At 53.3% G+C, this 16008-nt stretch carries 16 protein-coding genes and 1 pseudogene; 15 read left to right on the forward strand and 2 right to left on the reverse strand.

The window, feature by feature from the left end; translation table 11 throughout:
- Positions 1-80: 80 nt before the first annotated feature.
- Positions 81-2306, reverse strand: coding sequence for a DEAD/DEAH box helicase (locus tag ACXJJW_RS06365; RefSeq protein WP_456474898.1), 2226 nt, complete (start codon positions 2304-2306; stop codon positions 81-83).
- Between the two features lie 85 nt (positions 2307-2391).
- On the opposite strand from ACXJJW_RS06365, the gene ACXJJW_RS06370 reads away from it, so the two are divergent.
- From ACXJJW_RS06370 to ACXJJW_RS06425, 12 genes and pseudogenes are all read left to right on the forward strand, one after another.
- Complete coding sequence (locus ACXJJW_RS06370; RefSeq protein ID WP_456474899.1) at positions 2392-2565, forward strand: hypothetical protein; 174 nt, start codon at positions 2392-2394, stop codon at positions 2563-2565.
- Between the two features lie 47 nt (positions 2566-2612).
- Positions 2613-2906: a 50S ribosomal protein L21e gene (locus ACXJJW_RS06375; RefSeq protein ID WP_456474900.1), complete on the forward strand. Its 294-nt coding sequence runs from the start codon at positions 2613-2615 to the stop codon at positions 2904-2906.
- Complete coding sequence (locus ACXJJW_RS06380) at positions 2903-3250, forward strand: RNA polymerase Rpb4 family protein (RefSeq protein ID WP_456474901.1); 348 nt, start codon at positions 2903-2905, stop codon at positions 3248-3250. The genes ACXJJW_RS06375 and ACXJJW_RS06380 overlap by 4 nt, the downstream gene beginning before the upstream one ends.
- Before the next feature lie 19 nt (positions 3251-3269).
- Positions 3270-3851: pseudogene (locus ACXJJW_RS06385) on the forward strand (DUF655 domain-containing protein).
- Positions 3848-4675, forward strand: a complete 828-nt coding sequence (gene rsmA / locus ACXJJW_RS06390; RefSeq protein WP_456474902.1) for a 16S rRNA (adenine(1518)-N(6)/adenine(1519)-N(6))-dimethyltransferase RsmA — start codon at positions 3848-3850, stop codon at positions 4673-4675. The pseudogene ACXJJW_RS06385 and the gene rsmA overlap by 4 nt, the downstream one beginning before the upstream one ends.
- Complete coding sequence (locus ACXJJW_RS06395) at positions 4651-5241, forward strand: HemK2/MTQ2 family protein methyltransferase (RefSeq protein ID WP_456474903.1); 591 nt, start codon at positions 4651-4653, stop codon at positions 5239-5241. Before rsmA ends, ACXJJW_RS06395 begins: the two co-directional genes overlap by 25 nt.
- Complete coding sequence (gene dcd / locus ACXJJW_RS06400) at positions 5238-5816, forward strand: dCTP deaminase (protein WP_456474904.1); 579 nt, start codon at positions 5238-5240, stop codon at positions 5814-5816. The genes ACXJJW_RS06395 and dcd overlap by 4 nt, the downstream gene beginning before the upstream one ends.
- Positions 5817-5887: 71 nt before the next feature.
- Positions 5888-6241 carry a peptidyl-tRNA hydrolase Pth2 gene (pth2, locus tag ACXJJW_RS06405; protein ID WP_456474905.1) on the forward strand — a complete coding sequence of 118 codons (354 nt, stop codon included), beginning with the start codon at positions 5888-5890 and terminating at the stop codon, positions 6239-6241.
- A gap of 64 nt (positions 6242-6305) precedes the next feature.
- Positions 6306-6626 (forward strand): UPF0175 family protein, encoded by a 321-nt coding sequence (locus ACXJJW_RS06410; RefSeq protein WP_456474906.1) that lies wholly within the window; start codon positions 6306-6308, stop codon positions 6624-6626.
- Positions 6610-7089 carry a PIN domain-containing protein gene (locus tag ACXJJW_RS06415; protein ID WP_456474907.1) on the forward strand — a complete coding sequence of 160 codons (480 nt, stop codon included), beginning with the start codon at positions 6610-6612 and terminating at the stop codon, positions 7087-7089. Before ACXJJW_RS06410 ends, ACXJJW_RS06415 begins: the two co-directional genes overlap by 17 nt.
- Positions 7090-7133: 44 nt before the next feature.
- Positions 7134-7760, forward strand: coding sequence for a precorrin-8X methylmutase (locus ACXJJW_RS06420; protein WP_456474908.1), 627 nt, complete (start codon positions 7134-7136; stop codon positions 7758-7760).
- A gap of 107 nt (positions 7761-7867) precedes the next feature.
- Positions 7868-10534, forward strand: a complete 2667-nt coding sequence (locus ACXJJW_RS06425; protein ID WP_456474909.1) for a PAS domain S-box protein — start codon at positions 7868-7870, stop codon at positions 10532-10534.
- Here the strand turns inward: ACXJJW_RS06425 and ACXJJW_RS06430 are convergent.
- A complete protein-coding gene (locus tag ACXJJW_RS06430; RefSeq protein ID WP_456474913.1) occupies positions 10527-11441 on the reverse strand; it encodes a branched-chain amino acid transaminase in 915 nt (304 codons plus the stop codon). The two genes, ACXJJW_RS06425 and ACXJJW_RS06430, sit on opposite strands and share 8 nt — an antisense overlap.
- Positions 11442-11561: 120 nt before the next feature.
- Here ACXJJW_RS06430 and ACXJJW_RS06435 point away from each other — a divergent pair, with 120 nt between their 5' ends.
- The 3 genes from ACXJJW_RS06435 to alaS all read left to right on the forward strand — a co-directional run.
- Positions 11562-12395 carry a ferredoxin-like domain-containing protein gene (locus ACXJJW_RS06435; protein WP_456474910.1) on the forward strand — a complete coding sequence of 278 codons (834 nt, stop codon included), beginning with the start codon at positions 11562-11564 and terminating at the stop codon, positions 12393-12395.
- The gene (locus tag ACXJJW_RS06440; RefSeq protein WP_456474911.1) at positions 12388-13281 is read left to right on the forward strand and encodes a ferredoxin-like domain-containing protein; all 894 of its coding nucleotides are present in this window, start codon (positions 12388-12390) and stop codon (positions 13279-13281) included. The genes ACXJJW_RS06435 and ACXJJW_RS06440 overlap by 8 nt, the downstream gene beginning before the upstream one ends.
- Positions 13282-13339: 58 nt before the next feature.
- The coding region (alaS, locus tag ACXJJW_RS06445; RefSeq protein ID WP_456474912.1) for an alanine--tRNA ligase at positions 13340-16008 on the forward strand (2669 nt) is incomplete at its 3' end.

A 16008-nucleotide genomic window follows, 5' to 3' on the forward strand; every position in this document is an offset into this window, starting at 1 on the left:
AGGAAGGGTAATGAGAAAGTCAAACTCCTGGAGAAGAAGCTCCTGGAGGAGGTGATTGCTGAGGAGGCAAAGCTGGTATCTCACTCCTCATAGGGCGAGGTTATCACCCGCCTTATCTCCTCTGCTATTTTTCCCCCAATCCCGTGGACGCGTTCAAGTTCTTCTTTGCTGGCCGTGAACACCCCCTCTATGCTCCCGAATTCTCTTAGCAACCTCTTTGCAAGGGTGGTGTTCACATTGGGCAGCCCGGCCACTATAAACTCCTGCTGCTCTTTCAGCGTTGCCGTGCGCTTCTCGCCCCGAATCTCAACATAGCGCTCACCTTCCTGCTGCTCTCTCCTGGCGATGGCAGCGATAAGCGCCGCACTTTCTGCCTCATTGGCTGTGAAGAAGAGGGGTATTCCCAGGTCTATGCCAATCGCTGCAAGAGCGCCCCGAATCGCCTGGGGCGAGATGCTGCGCTTATTATAAAGAGAATCGCCCTCTATGAGCATTACAGGCTTTGCATAGCTGCGCTTTAGCGTCACCGCCTGCTCGAAGAGCCTGCCGTCAATTATGCTCTGCAGAAAATCCTCGGTGGTCTTTCTCTCCACACAAACGCGGGCGCTGAGCACATAGTCGCCCACCTCCAGCCTCTTCGGCTTTGATATTACACCCAGCGATAGAAGCTCGCGCACCACGCTGGAGGAAAGCTCCCGCGTATCGACGATTATGGTTATGCTGCTTTCAAAGAAATCATCCAGTTTTGCAGACTTGGGCGACGTCTGAGGTACGGGCGTTGTCCCGGCGAATTTGCGCTTGAGGTTGCTGAGTATCTCGCGCATTCGTCTCTCCTTGCGGCGGGCACTCCAGTAGAAAGCCTCATCCCGTGTTTTCTCGGCAATGAGCACTATCACCCTTCCTGCGCTTCCCCTGCCTGTTCTACCCCGACGCTGTATAGCGCGAATCTCGCTGGGTATGGGTTCGTAGAAGACTACCAAGTCAACCTTGGGTATGTCCAGACCCTCCTCGGCAACACTGGTGGCGACGAGCACATTATGCTCGCCGCGCCGAAAACTCTCAAGTACCTCCAGCTGCTTCTTCTGACTTAAGCCCTCGTCGTCCTTACTCCGGGAGGCCTGCCCAACGAAGCGCGCCGCACTCACGCCCTCAAGACGGTTGAACTCATCCACAAGCTTTCTGACTGTATCACGATACTGGGTGAATATTATTGCACGCTTCTGCGAGAGGTCCTCCTCTTTTATAATCTCCAGGAGCTTCTCCAGCTTGGGGTGGTGCATCTCCTCCGCCAGGTTGGCGCACTTGCGAAGGGCACGCAGGAAGTCAATATCGTGAAGAAGCTCCTTTGTGGCCTTTGAGCGCGCAGAGCGCTGCATCCTAAGGAAGTAGTGGTTCAGGGTTTCAAGTCCCTGGGTTTCAAGCAGCTCAAGAGCATGGGCAATGGTTATGCAACCCGCCACAAGCGAGAGTGCTGCGAAGTGCTCCGGTGTCGCCCCGCTTGCCAGGCTCTGCTGAATCCCTGCACGAATCCCCAAAAGTTCGCGCTTGCTCATATTCGCAGCTGCCGAAGTTGCCACGCCGAGACGCTTCAGCTCGCTGAGCCTCTTCTTCAGCGCTTTCTCTAGGGAGGCCTTGATCTCCGCAAACTCGGGAGGGAGGGGCACCCTCACCCAGTCTATCCTCATGTCCTTTATGTAGGGACGCACATCCCCGTCGCTCTCGGTGCGTACCTCTATGTTCTCTATGTAGAGGTTTTCCAGCACCTCTGCTATCCTTTCCTCATCTCCACCCGGCGAGGCGGTCAGTGCGAGTATTCGCGGATGCTCCGCCCGGCTCATGTACTGCTGGGCAATGAAAGCATAGGGGTAATCTCCAACGCTGCGGTGCGCCTCATCAAAAACAATCAGAGACACCTCCCTGATGGAGCAGCGCGAGGCGATGAGGTCGTTCTGCACAACCTGCGGTGTGGCACATATCACCCGCGCTCCCTGCCATAAAGACTGCCTCTTCCCGGGCGAAGTGCTGCCCGTGAAGGTTACAATCTCCTCCTCTGGGATCTTCAGAAATCTCTTGAAGCTTGCAGCGTGCTGCGCCACAAGCGGCTTCGTTGGAGCGAGCATGAGCACCCTGCTTTCAGGATAACTTCTTAGCCTGTGGGCCGCAAGTATCACTGCGATTACAGTCTTGCCCAGCGCCGTGGGTGCCACCACAAGCGTATTTGCACTAGTGGCACTGGCGAGGATTACCTGCTGGTAGAGCCTTGCCTCCACTGTGCCTTCCTTTATAAGAGGGTGGGAAACAAACATTTTCTTTTAAAAGCTCTCGGCGGAAGTATTAAATATTTTGGGAGCACAGGAAAAGTGTTCCATAATTTTTTAAGGGGTTAATGAAGTGAAAAGAGAAAAACTCGGGCTGATGCTAATAATACTTGGTATTGCTGTCTGGCCGCTGGCGGCTGTGTTTCAGATAGCAGCGCGCACAGCACTTGTTGTGCATTTAAGCTTTATAATACCCGGTGTATACCTCAGAAGAAGCAGGCTCCTGACAAGGTTCAGGAGAAAGTAATATATAGAGGATGGCCCAAAAAGTAGCTTGTTTCAGGTGAGTATGCAATGGAAAAATCGAGAGGATTCTGGACAAAGCACACACGGAAGGTCAGGAAGCGCGTGAGGGAGCGTGGCCTTGTGCCCCTGACTAGGATACTTCAGCAGTTCTCCCCTGGAGAGAGGGTGCACATAAAGATAGACCCTTCAATCCAGGATGGTATGCCCCACCCGCGTTTCCATGGCTACACTGGAGTGGTCAAGGCAAGGCGCGGACGCGCATATGTTGTCGAGGTAAAGGATGGCAATGCGACAAAGCAGATAATCGCACTGCCAGTACATTTAGAGGCACAGAAGCAATGAAAGGAAGAGGTATTATTGAGGTCAGGCCAATAAGCATGTATGAGGCCAAAGCGATCCTGGAGAGAGAGCTGGAAGAGAGTGAGGAGCCGCTGTACGAGCAGAAGATATGCTTGGACTACCTCCACAAGTTTGCAAAGCTCTCTCCCGAGGAAGGGCGCAAGATAATGGAGGAGGTACTGAAGGTAAGTGATAAGATTCGTCCTGAGACAGCAGCTAAAATCGCTGACCTGTTGCCCCGCGACGAAGAGGATGTGCGTGCGATTTTTGCCAAGGAGAGGGCGATTCTTGACAAGGATGAGATAGCAGAGATAGTTAAGATATGTGCACCTTACATAAAGGATTGAGGGAGGCGCGGCGGTGGGGATGGAAGAGTACGTTTATGTGCTTGATTACTTACCTCATGGAAGGGCAGAGGATGAGCGTCCCATCTACAAGAAGGAGCCCCTGGTGCTTGCGATAGGTGAGAAGTACCTCTCCCTCCTTGAACTCGTGCCAAAGCGCGGCGTTGAACTTAAGCCCTATGAGCGCGTTTACATCGGCAAGAAGGAAAGGGACAAGATAGACTATATCAAGCGCAGGATAAGCTACGAGGAGCTCAGCTCGGCGGCGAAGGCAGAGCTGCCGTATGTGCTCGAGGAGCTTGTTAAGAAGGATGAGAAGCGCTATGTGGACTTCTTCAATAAGGCTGCACCGCTCACAACCCGCCTGCACATGCTGGAGCTTCTTCCGGGCATAGGGAAGAAGTTGATGTGGGAGATACTTGAGGAGCGGAAGAAGAAGCCCTTTGAGAGTTTTGAAGACATCTAAAAGCGTATAAAGGCCATCTCTGACCCCGCCAAGCTTATAGTAAACAGGATAATTACAGAGCTTTCCGAAGAGGACACAAGGCACGGAAAGCGCAAGTACAGGATATTCGTCTCGCCGTGGCAGAGGCGTGAGAGGTGAATTTACTCCAGGAAACAAAGCTGATTTTGCAGAAGTATGGAATAAAGCCCAGAAGAAGGCTGGGGCAGCACTTTTTGATAAGCGAACCAGTTATTAAGCGGGAGGTGGAGTACGCGGAGATTTCTCCTGATGAGGTGGTCCTTGAGATAGGGGCAGGGATAGGCACCCTCACCAGATACCTCCTGGACGAAGGCTGCGAGGTGGTCGCAATCGAGAGCGACCCTCTTCTAGCCAGAGTGCTGCGTGAGCGCTTTCCAAAAGCCAGGCTTCGTGTTGTCTGCGGCGACGCCATAAAGGTTGAGCTTCCCCCTTTTGACAGGGTGGTGGCCAACCTGCCCTTCGCAATCTCTTCGCCCATAACCTTCAGACTTCTCCGCCAGAATTTTAAAAAGGCTGTGCTGATATACCAGCTGGAGTTTGCCCAGCGCCTTGTGGCCGAGCCAGGTACAAGGGCCTATTCCAGGGTGAGCGTCGCCTGCTACTACTTCGCCAAGGCCAGGCTGCTGGAGCGGGTCCCGCGGGGAGCCTTCTACCCCCCACCAGAGGTAGAGGCTGCGCTGGTGGAGCTTGTGCCGAGAAGGGAGCGTCTGCCAGCGGAGGAAGAGTTCTTCCTGCGCTTCCTGGCGGCACTCTTTCCCTATAAGCGCAAAATCCTCAGGCGAGCACTTGCGCTCGCCACGAGGAGGCTTTTTGGCGCAGAGGTTGAGCCCTCGAGTATTGTTGAAGAGAGGCTCCTTGAAAGACGGGTGTTTCAGCTTTCACCCGAGGAGCTGGCACAGATTAGTGAGGCACTTCGGAGATGGAGTACAGAGGAATCAGAATAACCGCATGCGAAAGGGTTTACCTGCCCTGCGACGACACCTTCATGCTGGCCGAGGCTCTTGAGAGGGAGGTGAGGCGTGGAGAGCTCGTCCTTGAGATGGGCACTGGCACAGGTTTGCTCGCCATACTGGCTGCAAAACGCGCTGATAAGGTGATTGCCGTGGATGTGAACGACTATGCAGTAGCCTGCGCCCGGCGCAATGCTATAGCCAACAACGCATTAAACGTTGAGGTCAGGAAGAGCGACCTCTTCGCAGGCGTTCGCGGGAGATTCGACCTCATCCTCTTCAATCCGCCCTATCTGCCAGGCGAAGAGCATGAGCCTGGGGACGAGCTTTCGCAGGCCTGGGATGGGGGTAAGGATGGGCGGAGGGTGATAGACCGCTTTATCCGCGAGTGCCGGGAGTATCTCAGGCAGAGTGGACGCGTGCTAATGGTGCAGTCGTCGCTGAGCGACCTCGAAAAGACCCGGGAAATGTTTTTAAGTCTGGGTTTTAAAGTAAGCATTGTTGCTGAGAAGGGCTTCTTCTTTGAGAGGCTGTATGTTGTAAAGGCGGTGCTGAAGTGATACTCTCTGATCGCGATATAAAGCGCTACCTGCGTGAGGGCAGGATGAAGATAGAGCCCCTGGACGAGGAGGTGCAGGTGCAGCCGAGTAGCGTCGACCTCCGCCTCGGCAATCACTTCAAAATCTTCAAACACGTCCGCAAGTCCCACATAGACCCCCTTAATGACAACGTGGAGGAGTACACAGAGGATGTGTTTATCGACGAGGGCGAGAGCTTTATTCTCCATCCGGGCGAGTTCGTCCTGGCGACGACGAGGGAGTGGGTTGAGATACCGCCTGAGCTTGTGGCGCGCGTGGAGGGGCGCTCAAGTCTGGGCAGGCTGGCGCTTCTCGTTCATGCCACCGCAGGCTTCATAGACGCTGGCTTCAAGGGGAGGATAACCCTTGAGCTGAGCAATGTTGGCAAGATGCCCATAGCCCTGCGCCCGGGAATGCGCATCTGCCAGCTCGCCTTTGAGCTCATGAGCTCGCCCGCTGAGAGACCCTACGGGCATCCCTCGCGGGGAAGTAAGTATCAGAATCAGGAGGGTGTGACGCCGAGCAGGATTCATCTCGATAGGGAGTTTAGGGAGTAGGCTTCATAGACCCGATGGAACCTTTTAAGAGGGAGCTGAATGAATACATAGACAACTCGAGGAGCTAAACCATGGAATACAAGCAGGTAATAGTGGTGCGTGTGGATTTGAAGATGACCCGGGGAAAGATATGCGCCCAGGTGGCGCACGCAAGCCTGGGCGCAGCGGAGGTTGCGATGCGGGAGCACACAGAGTGGTACGAAGCCTGGAAGCGCGAGGGCCAGAAGAAGGTTGTGGTGAAAGGTGAGAGCCAGGAGCACCTCGGCAGGCTATTCCAGGAGGCGAAGGAGCTCCGTATACCCTGCTTCCTGGTGAGAGACGCGGGCTTAACCCAGCTTCCTCCAGGCACCACCACAGCTCTCGCGATAGGCCCCGCACCCCAGGAGAAGGTTGACCGCATAACGGGTGAGCTCAAGCTCTTATAAGACTCCGCAAATGCAACAAAGGTTTTTAATGTAATGATTTGTAATTATTTGTAAGGTGAGCTTCATGGGCAATGTACAGGTAAGACTACCCCAGGAATCAATAGAAGAAATAAACAAACTGGGGAAAAAGCTGGGAAGTACGCGGTCAGAGGTTATAAGGAGAGCTCTGGACGTGGGTATACGCAGAATAAAGGCCGAGCTGGCTCTAAAGGAGTATATTGAAAATAAAATCACACTGTGCAAAGCGGCTTTGGTCTCTGGAATGTCAATTGTAGAATTTGCAGAGTATGCTTCCGAAAAGGGAATACCCTTCATCCGCTATTCTTCTGGAGAGGCCGAGAGAGACCTGGAGAGACTGAGGAAGATTCATGAAAGTCCTCCCTGATTCTTCCGCAATTATCGCACTCACCAGGACAGGTTCTCTACACCTGCTGAGAAAAACCTCCGGCGAGATTTATATAACCGAAGAGGTTAGGAGTGAGGTAACCTCCGGCAATTTTCCTGAGATTGAAGAGATTAAGAGAGGAATAGGAAGGTGGATAAAAGTCCTTAAAGCTAAAACTTCCCTGTATAACAAGTTTGAAGGACTTGGCGATGGGGAGAGGAGCATATTGAGCTACGCCAGAGGGAGGAATGATGTACTGCTCATACTGGATGAAGCAGAGGCGAGGGCAATTGCGGAGGCGGAAAGAATCCCCTACACTGGTACAATTGGTCTTATCATCTTTGCATATGAGAGCGGGAATATATCAAAGGAAGGGGCTGTAAACATAGTTAGAAGACTGGCAAAAAGCGATTTCAGAATGACTGTTGAGCTCTACGATTGGGCACTTGAAAAGCTGAGGTAGATATTACAGCAAACTTGCAGGTGTTGCTTTTTCTCCTGTGAAAGATGGAAGGCGAGGGCAAGAAAATTGAGCAGGAGAGCTTCTCGCAGATAGAAAAGAGGCTCTCCCACATTCCCATGCCGGAGCGTGATGTGGTTAAGCGCGTTGTGCATACCACCGCCGACTTCAGCTTTGCAAGGCGAATAACTTTTCATCACAATGCAGTGCAGGAGGCTGTAAAGGCGATTCGCGAGGGGTGCGATGTTATAACTGATGTGAAGATGGTGGCGTGCGGAATCAACACCTCCCGCTTGGAGAAGTATGGAGGCGAGGTGAGGTGCTTTATCTCCTCGCCTGAGGTGGTGGCATACGCCGAAAAGCACAAAATAACCAGGGCAAGAGCCAGTGTACGAATGCACCGCAGGGAGATTGAGGGCAGCATCTTCGTCGTCGGTAATGCACCCACAGCACTGTTTGAGCTTCTTGAACAGATTGAGGCAGGGGTTAGGCCGCGCTTTGTGATAGCAGCCTGTGTAGGTTTCGTCGGCGCCGCCGAGGCGAAGGAACGTGTGCTCAGCTACGACCTCCCCGCTATAGTGGTACGCGGCAGACGCGGCGGAAGCAATATCGCCGCGGCCATAATCAACGCCCTGATTTTGCTGGCTGATGAAGATACGACCAACCATTCGTAAGTTGCTTTGAAATTTAACCGGATTTGTGAAGTATTTTACACAAAGCTTTATAAATCATAACCACAATATAAGTAAGGGATTTATCTCATATCCCGGAGGGTGTAGTGTTGGGTAGCAGAGGGATTGAAAAGATAGGTGCAATAATAGATGCATTAGTAGATGCGATTGTAATCACAGATATTAATGGAAAAATTGTGCTTATTAATAAGAAATCTGAGGAAATTTTTGGTTACAGGGAAGGAGAACTGGAAGGTAGAAACATAACTGTTCTTATACCTCCAAAATTTGTTGTGATTCATGCTCAGGCTTTTAAAAAATTTCTTGAGACAGGGGACTCAATGCGAAAGAAGGGGACATCTGAGGTATATGCCAGGAGAAAAGACGGCTCAGAATTTCCGGTGGAAATGTCCTTCTCAAAGCTGGAGGTTAACGGCAATACCTACGTCGCTGCGATTATCCGCGACATTTCCGAACGTAAGCAGATTGAAGAGGCGCTCAGGGATAATGAAGCGATGTTCAGAACCCTGGCTGAGTACTCTCTTGTTGGGGTGTATCTCATCCAGGACGGTGTTTTCAAGTACGTAAACCCCAGGCTGGCGGAGATCTTCGGCTACAGGGTTGAAGAGCTTGTAAATAAAAAAGGCCCAAAGGACATGGTATACCCTGAAGATTGGCCAGTTGTCGAAGAAAATATAAAAAAACGCATAAGAGGTGAGATCACTGCAATATGCTATGAGTTCCGTGGGATTAAAAAGAATGGTGAGGTGTTTTATGTCGAGGTTTATGGCGCCAGGGTGATGTACCGCGGCAAACCTGCAGTAATCGGCACCCTTCTTGACATAACCGACAGAAAGCTCGCCGAGGAAAAGATAAATCATCTGAACAGCGTTATCAGCGCCATAAGGGGCATCAACCAGTTAATTGTACGGGAAAGGGATAAGAAAAGACTCCTTATGAAGGTCTGCGAACTTATGCAGAATGTCAGGAGATACAGTGCAGTAAAAGTATGGCTTATCGATGAGAGGGGTGAACTTAAGCCTGTATCCCACCTAGGGGAAGATGACGTCAGGGACAGGGGCCTTGCAGAGAGAGCAATCGCTACCTGCGAGCCAGTGGTGGTTAAAAACCACGGTGCCCTTGCAGCGCTCCCCATAATCCATGAGAATAACATCTATGGTGTCCTGTGCCTTCATTCCGCAGTTATGGATGTATTCAATAAGGAGGAGCTGGAGCTACTGGCGGAGGTGGCGGAGGACATAGCCTATGCTCTGAAGGCCATCGAAGGCGAGGAGATGCGCAAGCGCGCTGAAGATGAACTCCAGCAGCAGAAGGCTTTCTATGAGACCCTCATCCACTCGGCTACAGATTTAATACTGGTTATAAACCCGGAAGGACGGTTTGTATATGCCAACCGCACTGCCAGAGAGACCCTAGGTGAAGATGTACTGGGGAAGCACATAAGCAATGTGGTTGCCCCTGAATACCTGGAGCTGACGCTGGAGAACTTCAGGCGACGCCTTCGCGGCGAGGAAGTTAAGCCCTACATAATCCAGGCGATAGACAAAAATGGTGTGCGAAGATGGGCAGAGATAAACGGGAACATAATCAAAATGAACGACAGGGTGATAGGCACATGCGCAATAGCAAGGGATGTGACAGAGAGGTTAAGACTGGAGGAAGAGGCGGCAAAGACCAGAGAATTCCTGCACAGTATCCTTGAAAGCTCCGCCGATGCGATAATCGCCACCGATGTAAAGGGTAGGATAACCTACTTCTCACGGGGAGCCGAGGAGATGCTCGGATATAAACCAGAGCAGGCAATTGGAAGGTTTATATTTGAACTTTATCCTCCAGCAATCCGGAAAGATATGCAGAAGCTCTACAGCACACTTTTTGAAAAAGAGGTTCTCAGAAACATAAAGACGAAGCTGCACTGCATCGAGGGCAGGGTTGTGGATGTCAATCTGTCCCTGGCACTGCTCAGGGACCAGGAAGGCAAACCTGTGGGCAGTGTGGGCGTTGCCAAGGATATAACAAGGGAGGTGCTCGCTGAGGAGGCGCTGAAGCGTGCATATGAAGAGCTGAGGCGTCTTGACCAGCTTAAAAGCGACATAATTGCCAATGTAAGCCATGAGATTCGGACTCCCATCACAATAGCAAAGGGTTATATAGAACTTGCCAAACAGGAAACAGATGAGAATGAGCGCATATCCGAGCTTCGTGCTGCGATTAAAGCACTTATGAGGCTGAATGACACTGTTGATGACCTGATTGCTATTGCAGATATTGAAAGGGGCGATTTCAGCCTAAACCTAAGAAAAGCAAAAATAGACACAATAATATCCAGAGCCATCGAGACAAAGGAGGAGTTTGCAAGGAGCAGAAAGGTGGATATTAAGGTGGAGATAAACTACTCTGGTGAGCTCAGAGTTGACCCTCTCAAACTCCAGCGCGCCATGATGAACCTCATAGACAACGCAATAAAATTCAACCGGAAGGCGGGTAAGGTTAGGGTTAGCGTGGACAGGAAGGAGGAAGAGCTTTTGATAAGTGTCAGCGATACAGGAATAGGAATACCCCAGGACAAGCTGGAAGACATCTTCAAACCCCTCACACAGCTTGACCCGAGCCCAACCAGATACTACGGTGGTACGGGCACGGGTTTAGCGGTGGCAAAGAAGATAATAGAGGCCCACGGCGGAAAAATATGGGCAGAGAGCAGCCCTGGAGAAGGCTCCACCTTCTACTTCACCATCCCTCTGGAACCTAAATAAAGTCCAGCCAGTGGTGGTATTTTTCCTCCCTGCCGCTCGTAACCTCAAAGAACTTTTCCTGAAGCTTTCGCGTGACCTCGCCAGGGTCGCCTATTTCGTAGCCGTCTATCTCCCTGATTGGCGTCAGCTCGGCTGCGGTGCCCGTGAAGAAGACTTCATCCGCCAGAAGGAGCTCCCCCCTGGTTAAATCTCTCTCAACCACCTCATAGCCCATATCTTTCGCGAGGGTGATAACACTGTCCCGGGTTATGCCGGGCAGGATGCTGGCATGTTCAGGAGGGGTGTAGATAACGCCGTCTTTAACCACAAATATATTCTCACCCGGTCCCTCGCTCACAAAGCCGCGGTAGTCAAGCATAATCGCCTCGTCGTAGCCAGCCTTAAGTGATTCCAGCTTGGCCAGGATTGAGTTGGCGTACTGCCCTGTACACTTCGCCACAGGCGGCAGAATATTAGGAGCTATACGCTGTAGAGAGGAGACCTTCACCCTTATCCCGCGCTTCAGACCTTCCTCGCCCAGGTAAGCGCCCCAGGGCCACGCAGCAATTGCAACATCAACCGGAGCCGCAAGCGGATTCAGCCCCATCTCCCCGTAACCGCGAAATGCTATGGGGCGGATATAGCACTCCTTGAGGTTATTGGCCTTGACAAGCTCCTTCGTTGCAAGCATAAGCTGCTCCACAGTGTATGGTATCTCCATGAAGTAGAGCTTTGCAGAGCGATGCAGGCGCTGCATGTGCTCACGGTGCCTGAAGACAGCAGAGCCTCTGACGGTGTCGTAGCACCTTATCCCCTCGAAGACCCCCGAGCCGTAGTGAAGCGCATGGGTAAGCACATGCACCTTTGCTCGCTTCCAGTCAACAAGCTCACCATTCATCCATATATAGCTGACCTCAGAGATGGGCATGGCAACCACCAGACAGGGAATGTTTATTCATGCTTATATAAATCTCTTCCGCCAAGCGAGCTCGTGGCAGGAAAATGTTCGGGAGAAACAATAAAAGATTGAAGTGGGATAATCAGAACAATGAAAGCCGGGATTATTAGAGGCGAAGGGAAGGGGAAGGTTGTTATCAGGGTGAGGTCAGCCCAGCCCTATACCGCCGAAATCACATCACAACAGCTCAGGACCCTTGCAGAAGTGGCGAGAAGGTACGGCTCCCGCGTGGTGCATACCACCCCCAGGCAGGCAATTGAGATACCGGATGTGGAAGAAAGCCTGGCCGGAGAGGCGATAAGAGAGCTGGAGGAGGCTGGTTTCAAAGCCGGGGCCTCGGGAGCGCTGATGAGGAATGCCTTCGCATGCTCGAGATGGTGCCTGTACAACTCAACCCCTGTGGCTGAGATTGCAAAGAAGGTCAACCAGAAGTACGGCAATGTGGAGATGCCTGCCAAACTCACCATCTCATTCTCGGGCTGCGACTTCTCCTGCGCCCGCTCAAGAACCTCAGACATAGGTGTTATAGCAAAAACAAGGATAGAGGTCGAGGCTGAGAAATGCATCAAGTGCGGGTTGTGCGTCAACGACCCCCTCGGGTGTCAGGTGGCCGCCCTCACTGTCTCAAAGACTGAACCCGTGAGGTGGGACAGAGATAAATGCGTGGGATGCGGCTTCTGCTCCAACATCTGCCCTGTGGGCTCAATTACTGCACAGGAGAAGGGCTTTGACATCTACATCGGAGGGGGAGGCGGAATTTTCCCGAGGGAGGCAGAGCTTCTGAAAGAGTTCGTGAGCGAGGAGCGCGTGCTGGGAGAGGTGGAGGGAATAGTGGAGAAGTACAGAGCCCTGGCAAAGCCCGGCGAGAGGCTGTTCTCTGTTGTTGAGCGCCTGGGTGTAGAGGAGTTCGGTAGAGATGGCTGAAGAGGTTTTCAGGCTTGAGCTGCCCAAGGTGGGCATAATAAAGGGGGTTAAGCCCAGGGATATCGAGGTTGTGGGTGAGAAGATTGTCAATATAAGGGCAAGGGCCAAGCCCTATTCCAACACCTACACAGCAGAGCAGCTTGAGAGGGTTGCTGAGGTCGCAGAGAAGTACGGCTCAGGCAAGGTTCATCTCAGCCCCAGGCACAACCTGGAGATACCGGAGGTTAAAAATAAAATGCTCATGTCTGCGCTTCAGGAACTCTTCGCTTCAGGGCTCCAGGCGGGTGGCTCTGGAACCTCTGTAAGGAACATATTCACCTGCGCCGACTACTGTCCCAACAGGGTGAGGGGCGTTAGGGAGCTCGGCGCCATTGTTAGTGAGCTCTTCGGCGACTTAGCATTACCGAACAAGTTCACCATCTCCTTCGCAGCCTGCCCGGGCGGGTGTTCGAGGCCCCACAATGTTGACATCGGCATAATAGGCGTCGCAGAGCTTGCCCTGCATGGGAAGAGGTGCATCGAGGGATGCACCGACTGCGTTGAAGCGTGCCCTGTGGAAGGCGCCATATCCCTGGAAGATGGACTTAGGATAGAACCCAATCGCTGTGTGCGCTGCGCCAGGTGTGCCCGTGCCTGTGCTGAGGGTGCAATTGAGGTTAAAGACACGGGTTTCAGGGTAGTTATAGGGGGCAAGGAGGGCAGGACGGTGCTGTTTGGTGAGGAGTACTCCAGCTTTGCAAAGGACTACGAGGTAATTGAGATAATAGACAGGGTGATTAAACAGTACAGAAGGCATGCCAGGAAGAGGGACAGAAAGAAGTATGAGAGGCTGGGGGAGGTTATTCAGCGCATGGGTGGGGCGGGGGCATTTATGGGTGAGCAATAGCGCTCCGGCGATGGCAATCAGGGTTAACTTTTTAACCTTTCCGCAGTGATTTAGGGGCATGGTGGACGAGAAACGCATGAAGGCGGAGTTCCGCAGGCGTGCTCAGGCTGAGCCCGAGAGGTACTACCCTGTGCAAACACTGATAAGCGAGGGATTTGAGCGCAGGCAGTGCAAGAGCTGTGGCAACTACTTCTGGAGCGCATCTCAGCGCGAGGTGTGCGGCGAGCCTTCCTGTTCCGGGGGCTACACCTTCATAGGGGATACTCCTGCCAGAGAGAAGATGGACTTCATTCAGACCTGGAGGAAGTTTTCAAGGCTGTTCAAAAAGCTGGGCTATACCCCAATAAAGCGCTACCCCATCGCCGCCCGCTGGCGCGACGATACTGACTTCGTGCAGGCGAGCATCTACGACTTCCAGCCCTATGTGGTTAAGGGCGAGGTTGAGCCCCCTGCAAATCCGCTGGTGGTGCCCCAGTTCTGTGTGCGCTTCAACGACATAGACAATGTGGGCATCACTGGGAGGCACTACACTGGCTTTGTTATGATAGGTCAGCACGCCTTTGAGCCGCCTGAGAGCTATGCACCTGAGGAGTACCTTCATCACATCTACCTCTGGCTGACGCAGGGGATGAAGATTCCAAAAGAGGAGATTCAGTTTCATGAGGATGCCTGGGCGGGGGGTGGCAATCTCGGTCCGAGTATTGAGTTCTTCTCCCGCGGGCTTGAGATAGGCAACCAGGTATACATGCAGTACGATATCACCTCTGGCGAGCTTCGTGAGCTCAGCATTAAAGTTCTCGACATGGGCATGGGGCAGGAGCGCCCCGCCTGGTTCACCTGCGCAACGAATACCAGCTATGAGGCGGTGTTCGCGGATGTTGTGGAAAAACTGTATGCGCGCACTGGAATTAAGCCAGACCACGAGCTAATGCGCAGATTTCTGCCCTACTCGGGTTTGCTGAATGTGGACGAGCGCTCCAGCATTGAGGAGACCTGGCAGGAGATCGCGGGCAGGATAGGCGTCGATGTTGAGGAGCTCAAGGATAAGGTTCTCCCTCTGGCGGCGCTTTATTCCATAGGGGACCACGCCCGAAGCCTCCTTGTGGCTCTCACCGACGGTGCACTGCCCAGCAACGTTGGGGGAGGCTACAATCTGCGCGTCCTTGTGAGGCGCAGCCTGGATTTCATCGCAAAGTACGGGTGGAGCCTGAGCCTGGCTGAGGTGTGCGAGTGGCATGCTCAATACCTTAAACCCCAGTATCCGGAGCTTGTGGAGCACCTGGATGAGGTGGCAAAGATTCTCGCCGTGGAGGAGCGCAAGTATGCAGAGACGAAGCGCAGGTCACGGGAGATAGTGGCAAAGCTCAGGGACAGGGAGATAGGGGTGGAAAAGCTTCTGGAGCTTTACGATTCCCATGGTATAAGCCCTGAGATGCTCGCCGAGGTGGGGCTTGAGGTGGAGGTGCCCGAGGACTTCTACATCCGCCTCGCGGCCCGGCATGAGCGCAGCGTTGCGGTGGCTCAGACAAAGAGGTTTAAAGAGTTCGACATCTCAGGGTTACCTGCTACTGAGATTCTCTACTATGATGATTATCTCAGGCTGGAGTTTGAGGCGCGGGTGCTGCGGGTGTACGAGGGCAAGTATGTGGTGCTCGATAGCACGGCGTTCTACCCAACAAGCGGCGGGCAGATTGCAGACAGGGGCTACCTGGACGATGCCCGCGTTGTGGATGTCTTCAAGCAGGGGAGTATAATCTTCCACCGCATCTCAGGCGAAGCACCAGAGGAGGGAAGCGTGGTGAGGGGCAGAATAGACGCTGAGCGCAGGGTGCAGCTTGCGCAGCACCACACGGCGACACACATAATAAACGGCGTGGCGCGAAGGCTTCTGGGCGAACATGTGTGGCAGGCGGGTGCCGAGAAGACGCTGGAGAAGGCGAGGCTGGATATAACCCACTATGAGAGTCTGAGCAGCGAGGAGCTCTCACAGATAGAGGAGCTCGCCAATGAGGTTGTTGCCAGGGCGATACCTGTGAAGAGCATGCTCCTGCCGCGCAATGAGGCAGAGAAGCGCTACGGGTTCCGCCTCTATCAGGGGGGTGCGGTGCCCGGGAAGGTTATCAGAGTTGTGAAGATAGGCGACCTGGACACCGAGGCGTGCGGAGGTACGCACCTGAAGAACACCCGCGAGGCAAGGCTGATTAAGGTCATAGGCTCCACAAAGATTCAGGATGGCGTTGTGCGCATAGAGTTCACCGCCGGCAGGGCAGCCTTCGAGTACATCCGCGAGCGTGAGCATCTCCTCAGGCTTGCGTCTGAGAAGCTTAGTGTCAATCCCGAGCAGCTCCCCGAGACGGTTGAGAAGTTTTTCAGGGAGTGGAAGGCGCTGCGCAAGGAGGTTGAGAAGCTCCGCAGGGAGATGGCAGAGCTGAAGAAGGCAGAGCTGGAGAAGCAGGTGGTGAGCACCGCGAGGGGCGAGTACCTTGTGGCTCGGCTAGACGCTGCAATGGAGGAGACGATTAAGACCGCGCAGGCGCTTGTCTCGCCGAGGCGGGCGGTTGTGCTCTTCGGCGTCGCCGATAAAATCTACGTCGCGGGCATAAGAGGTGAGAAGCTGGAGCTGGACATCTCAAAGATAGTCCGCGAGGTCTGCAGCATCCTCGGTGGCGGGGGTGGAGGCAGGGCTGAGTTTGCCCAGGGCGCAGGGAAGAATAAGGAGAGGCTGGA

The organism is Candidatus Pyrohabitans sp. (genome assembly GCF_054014795.1).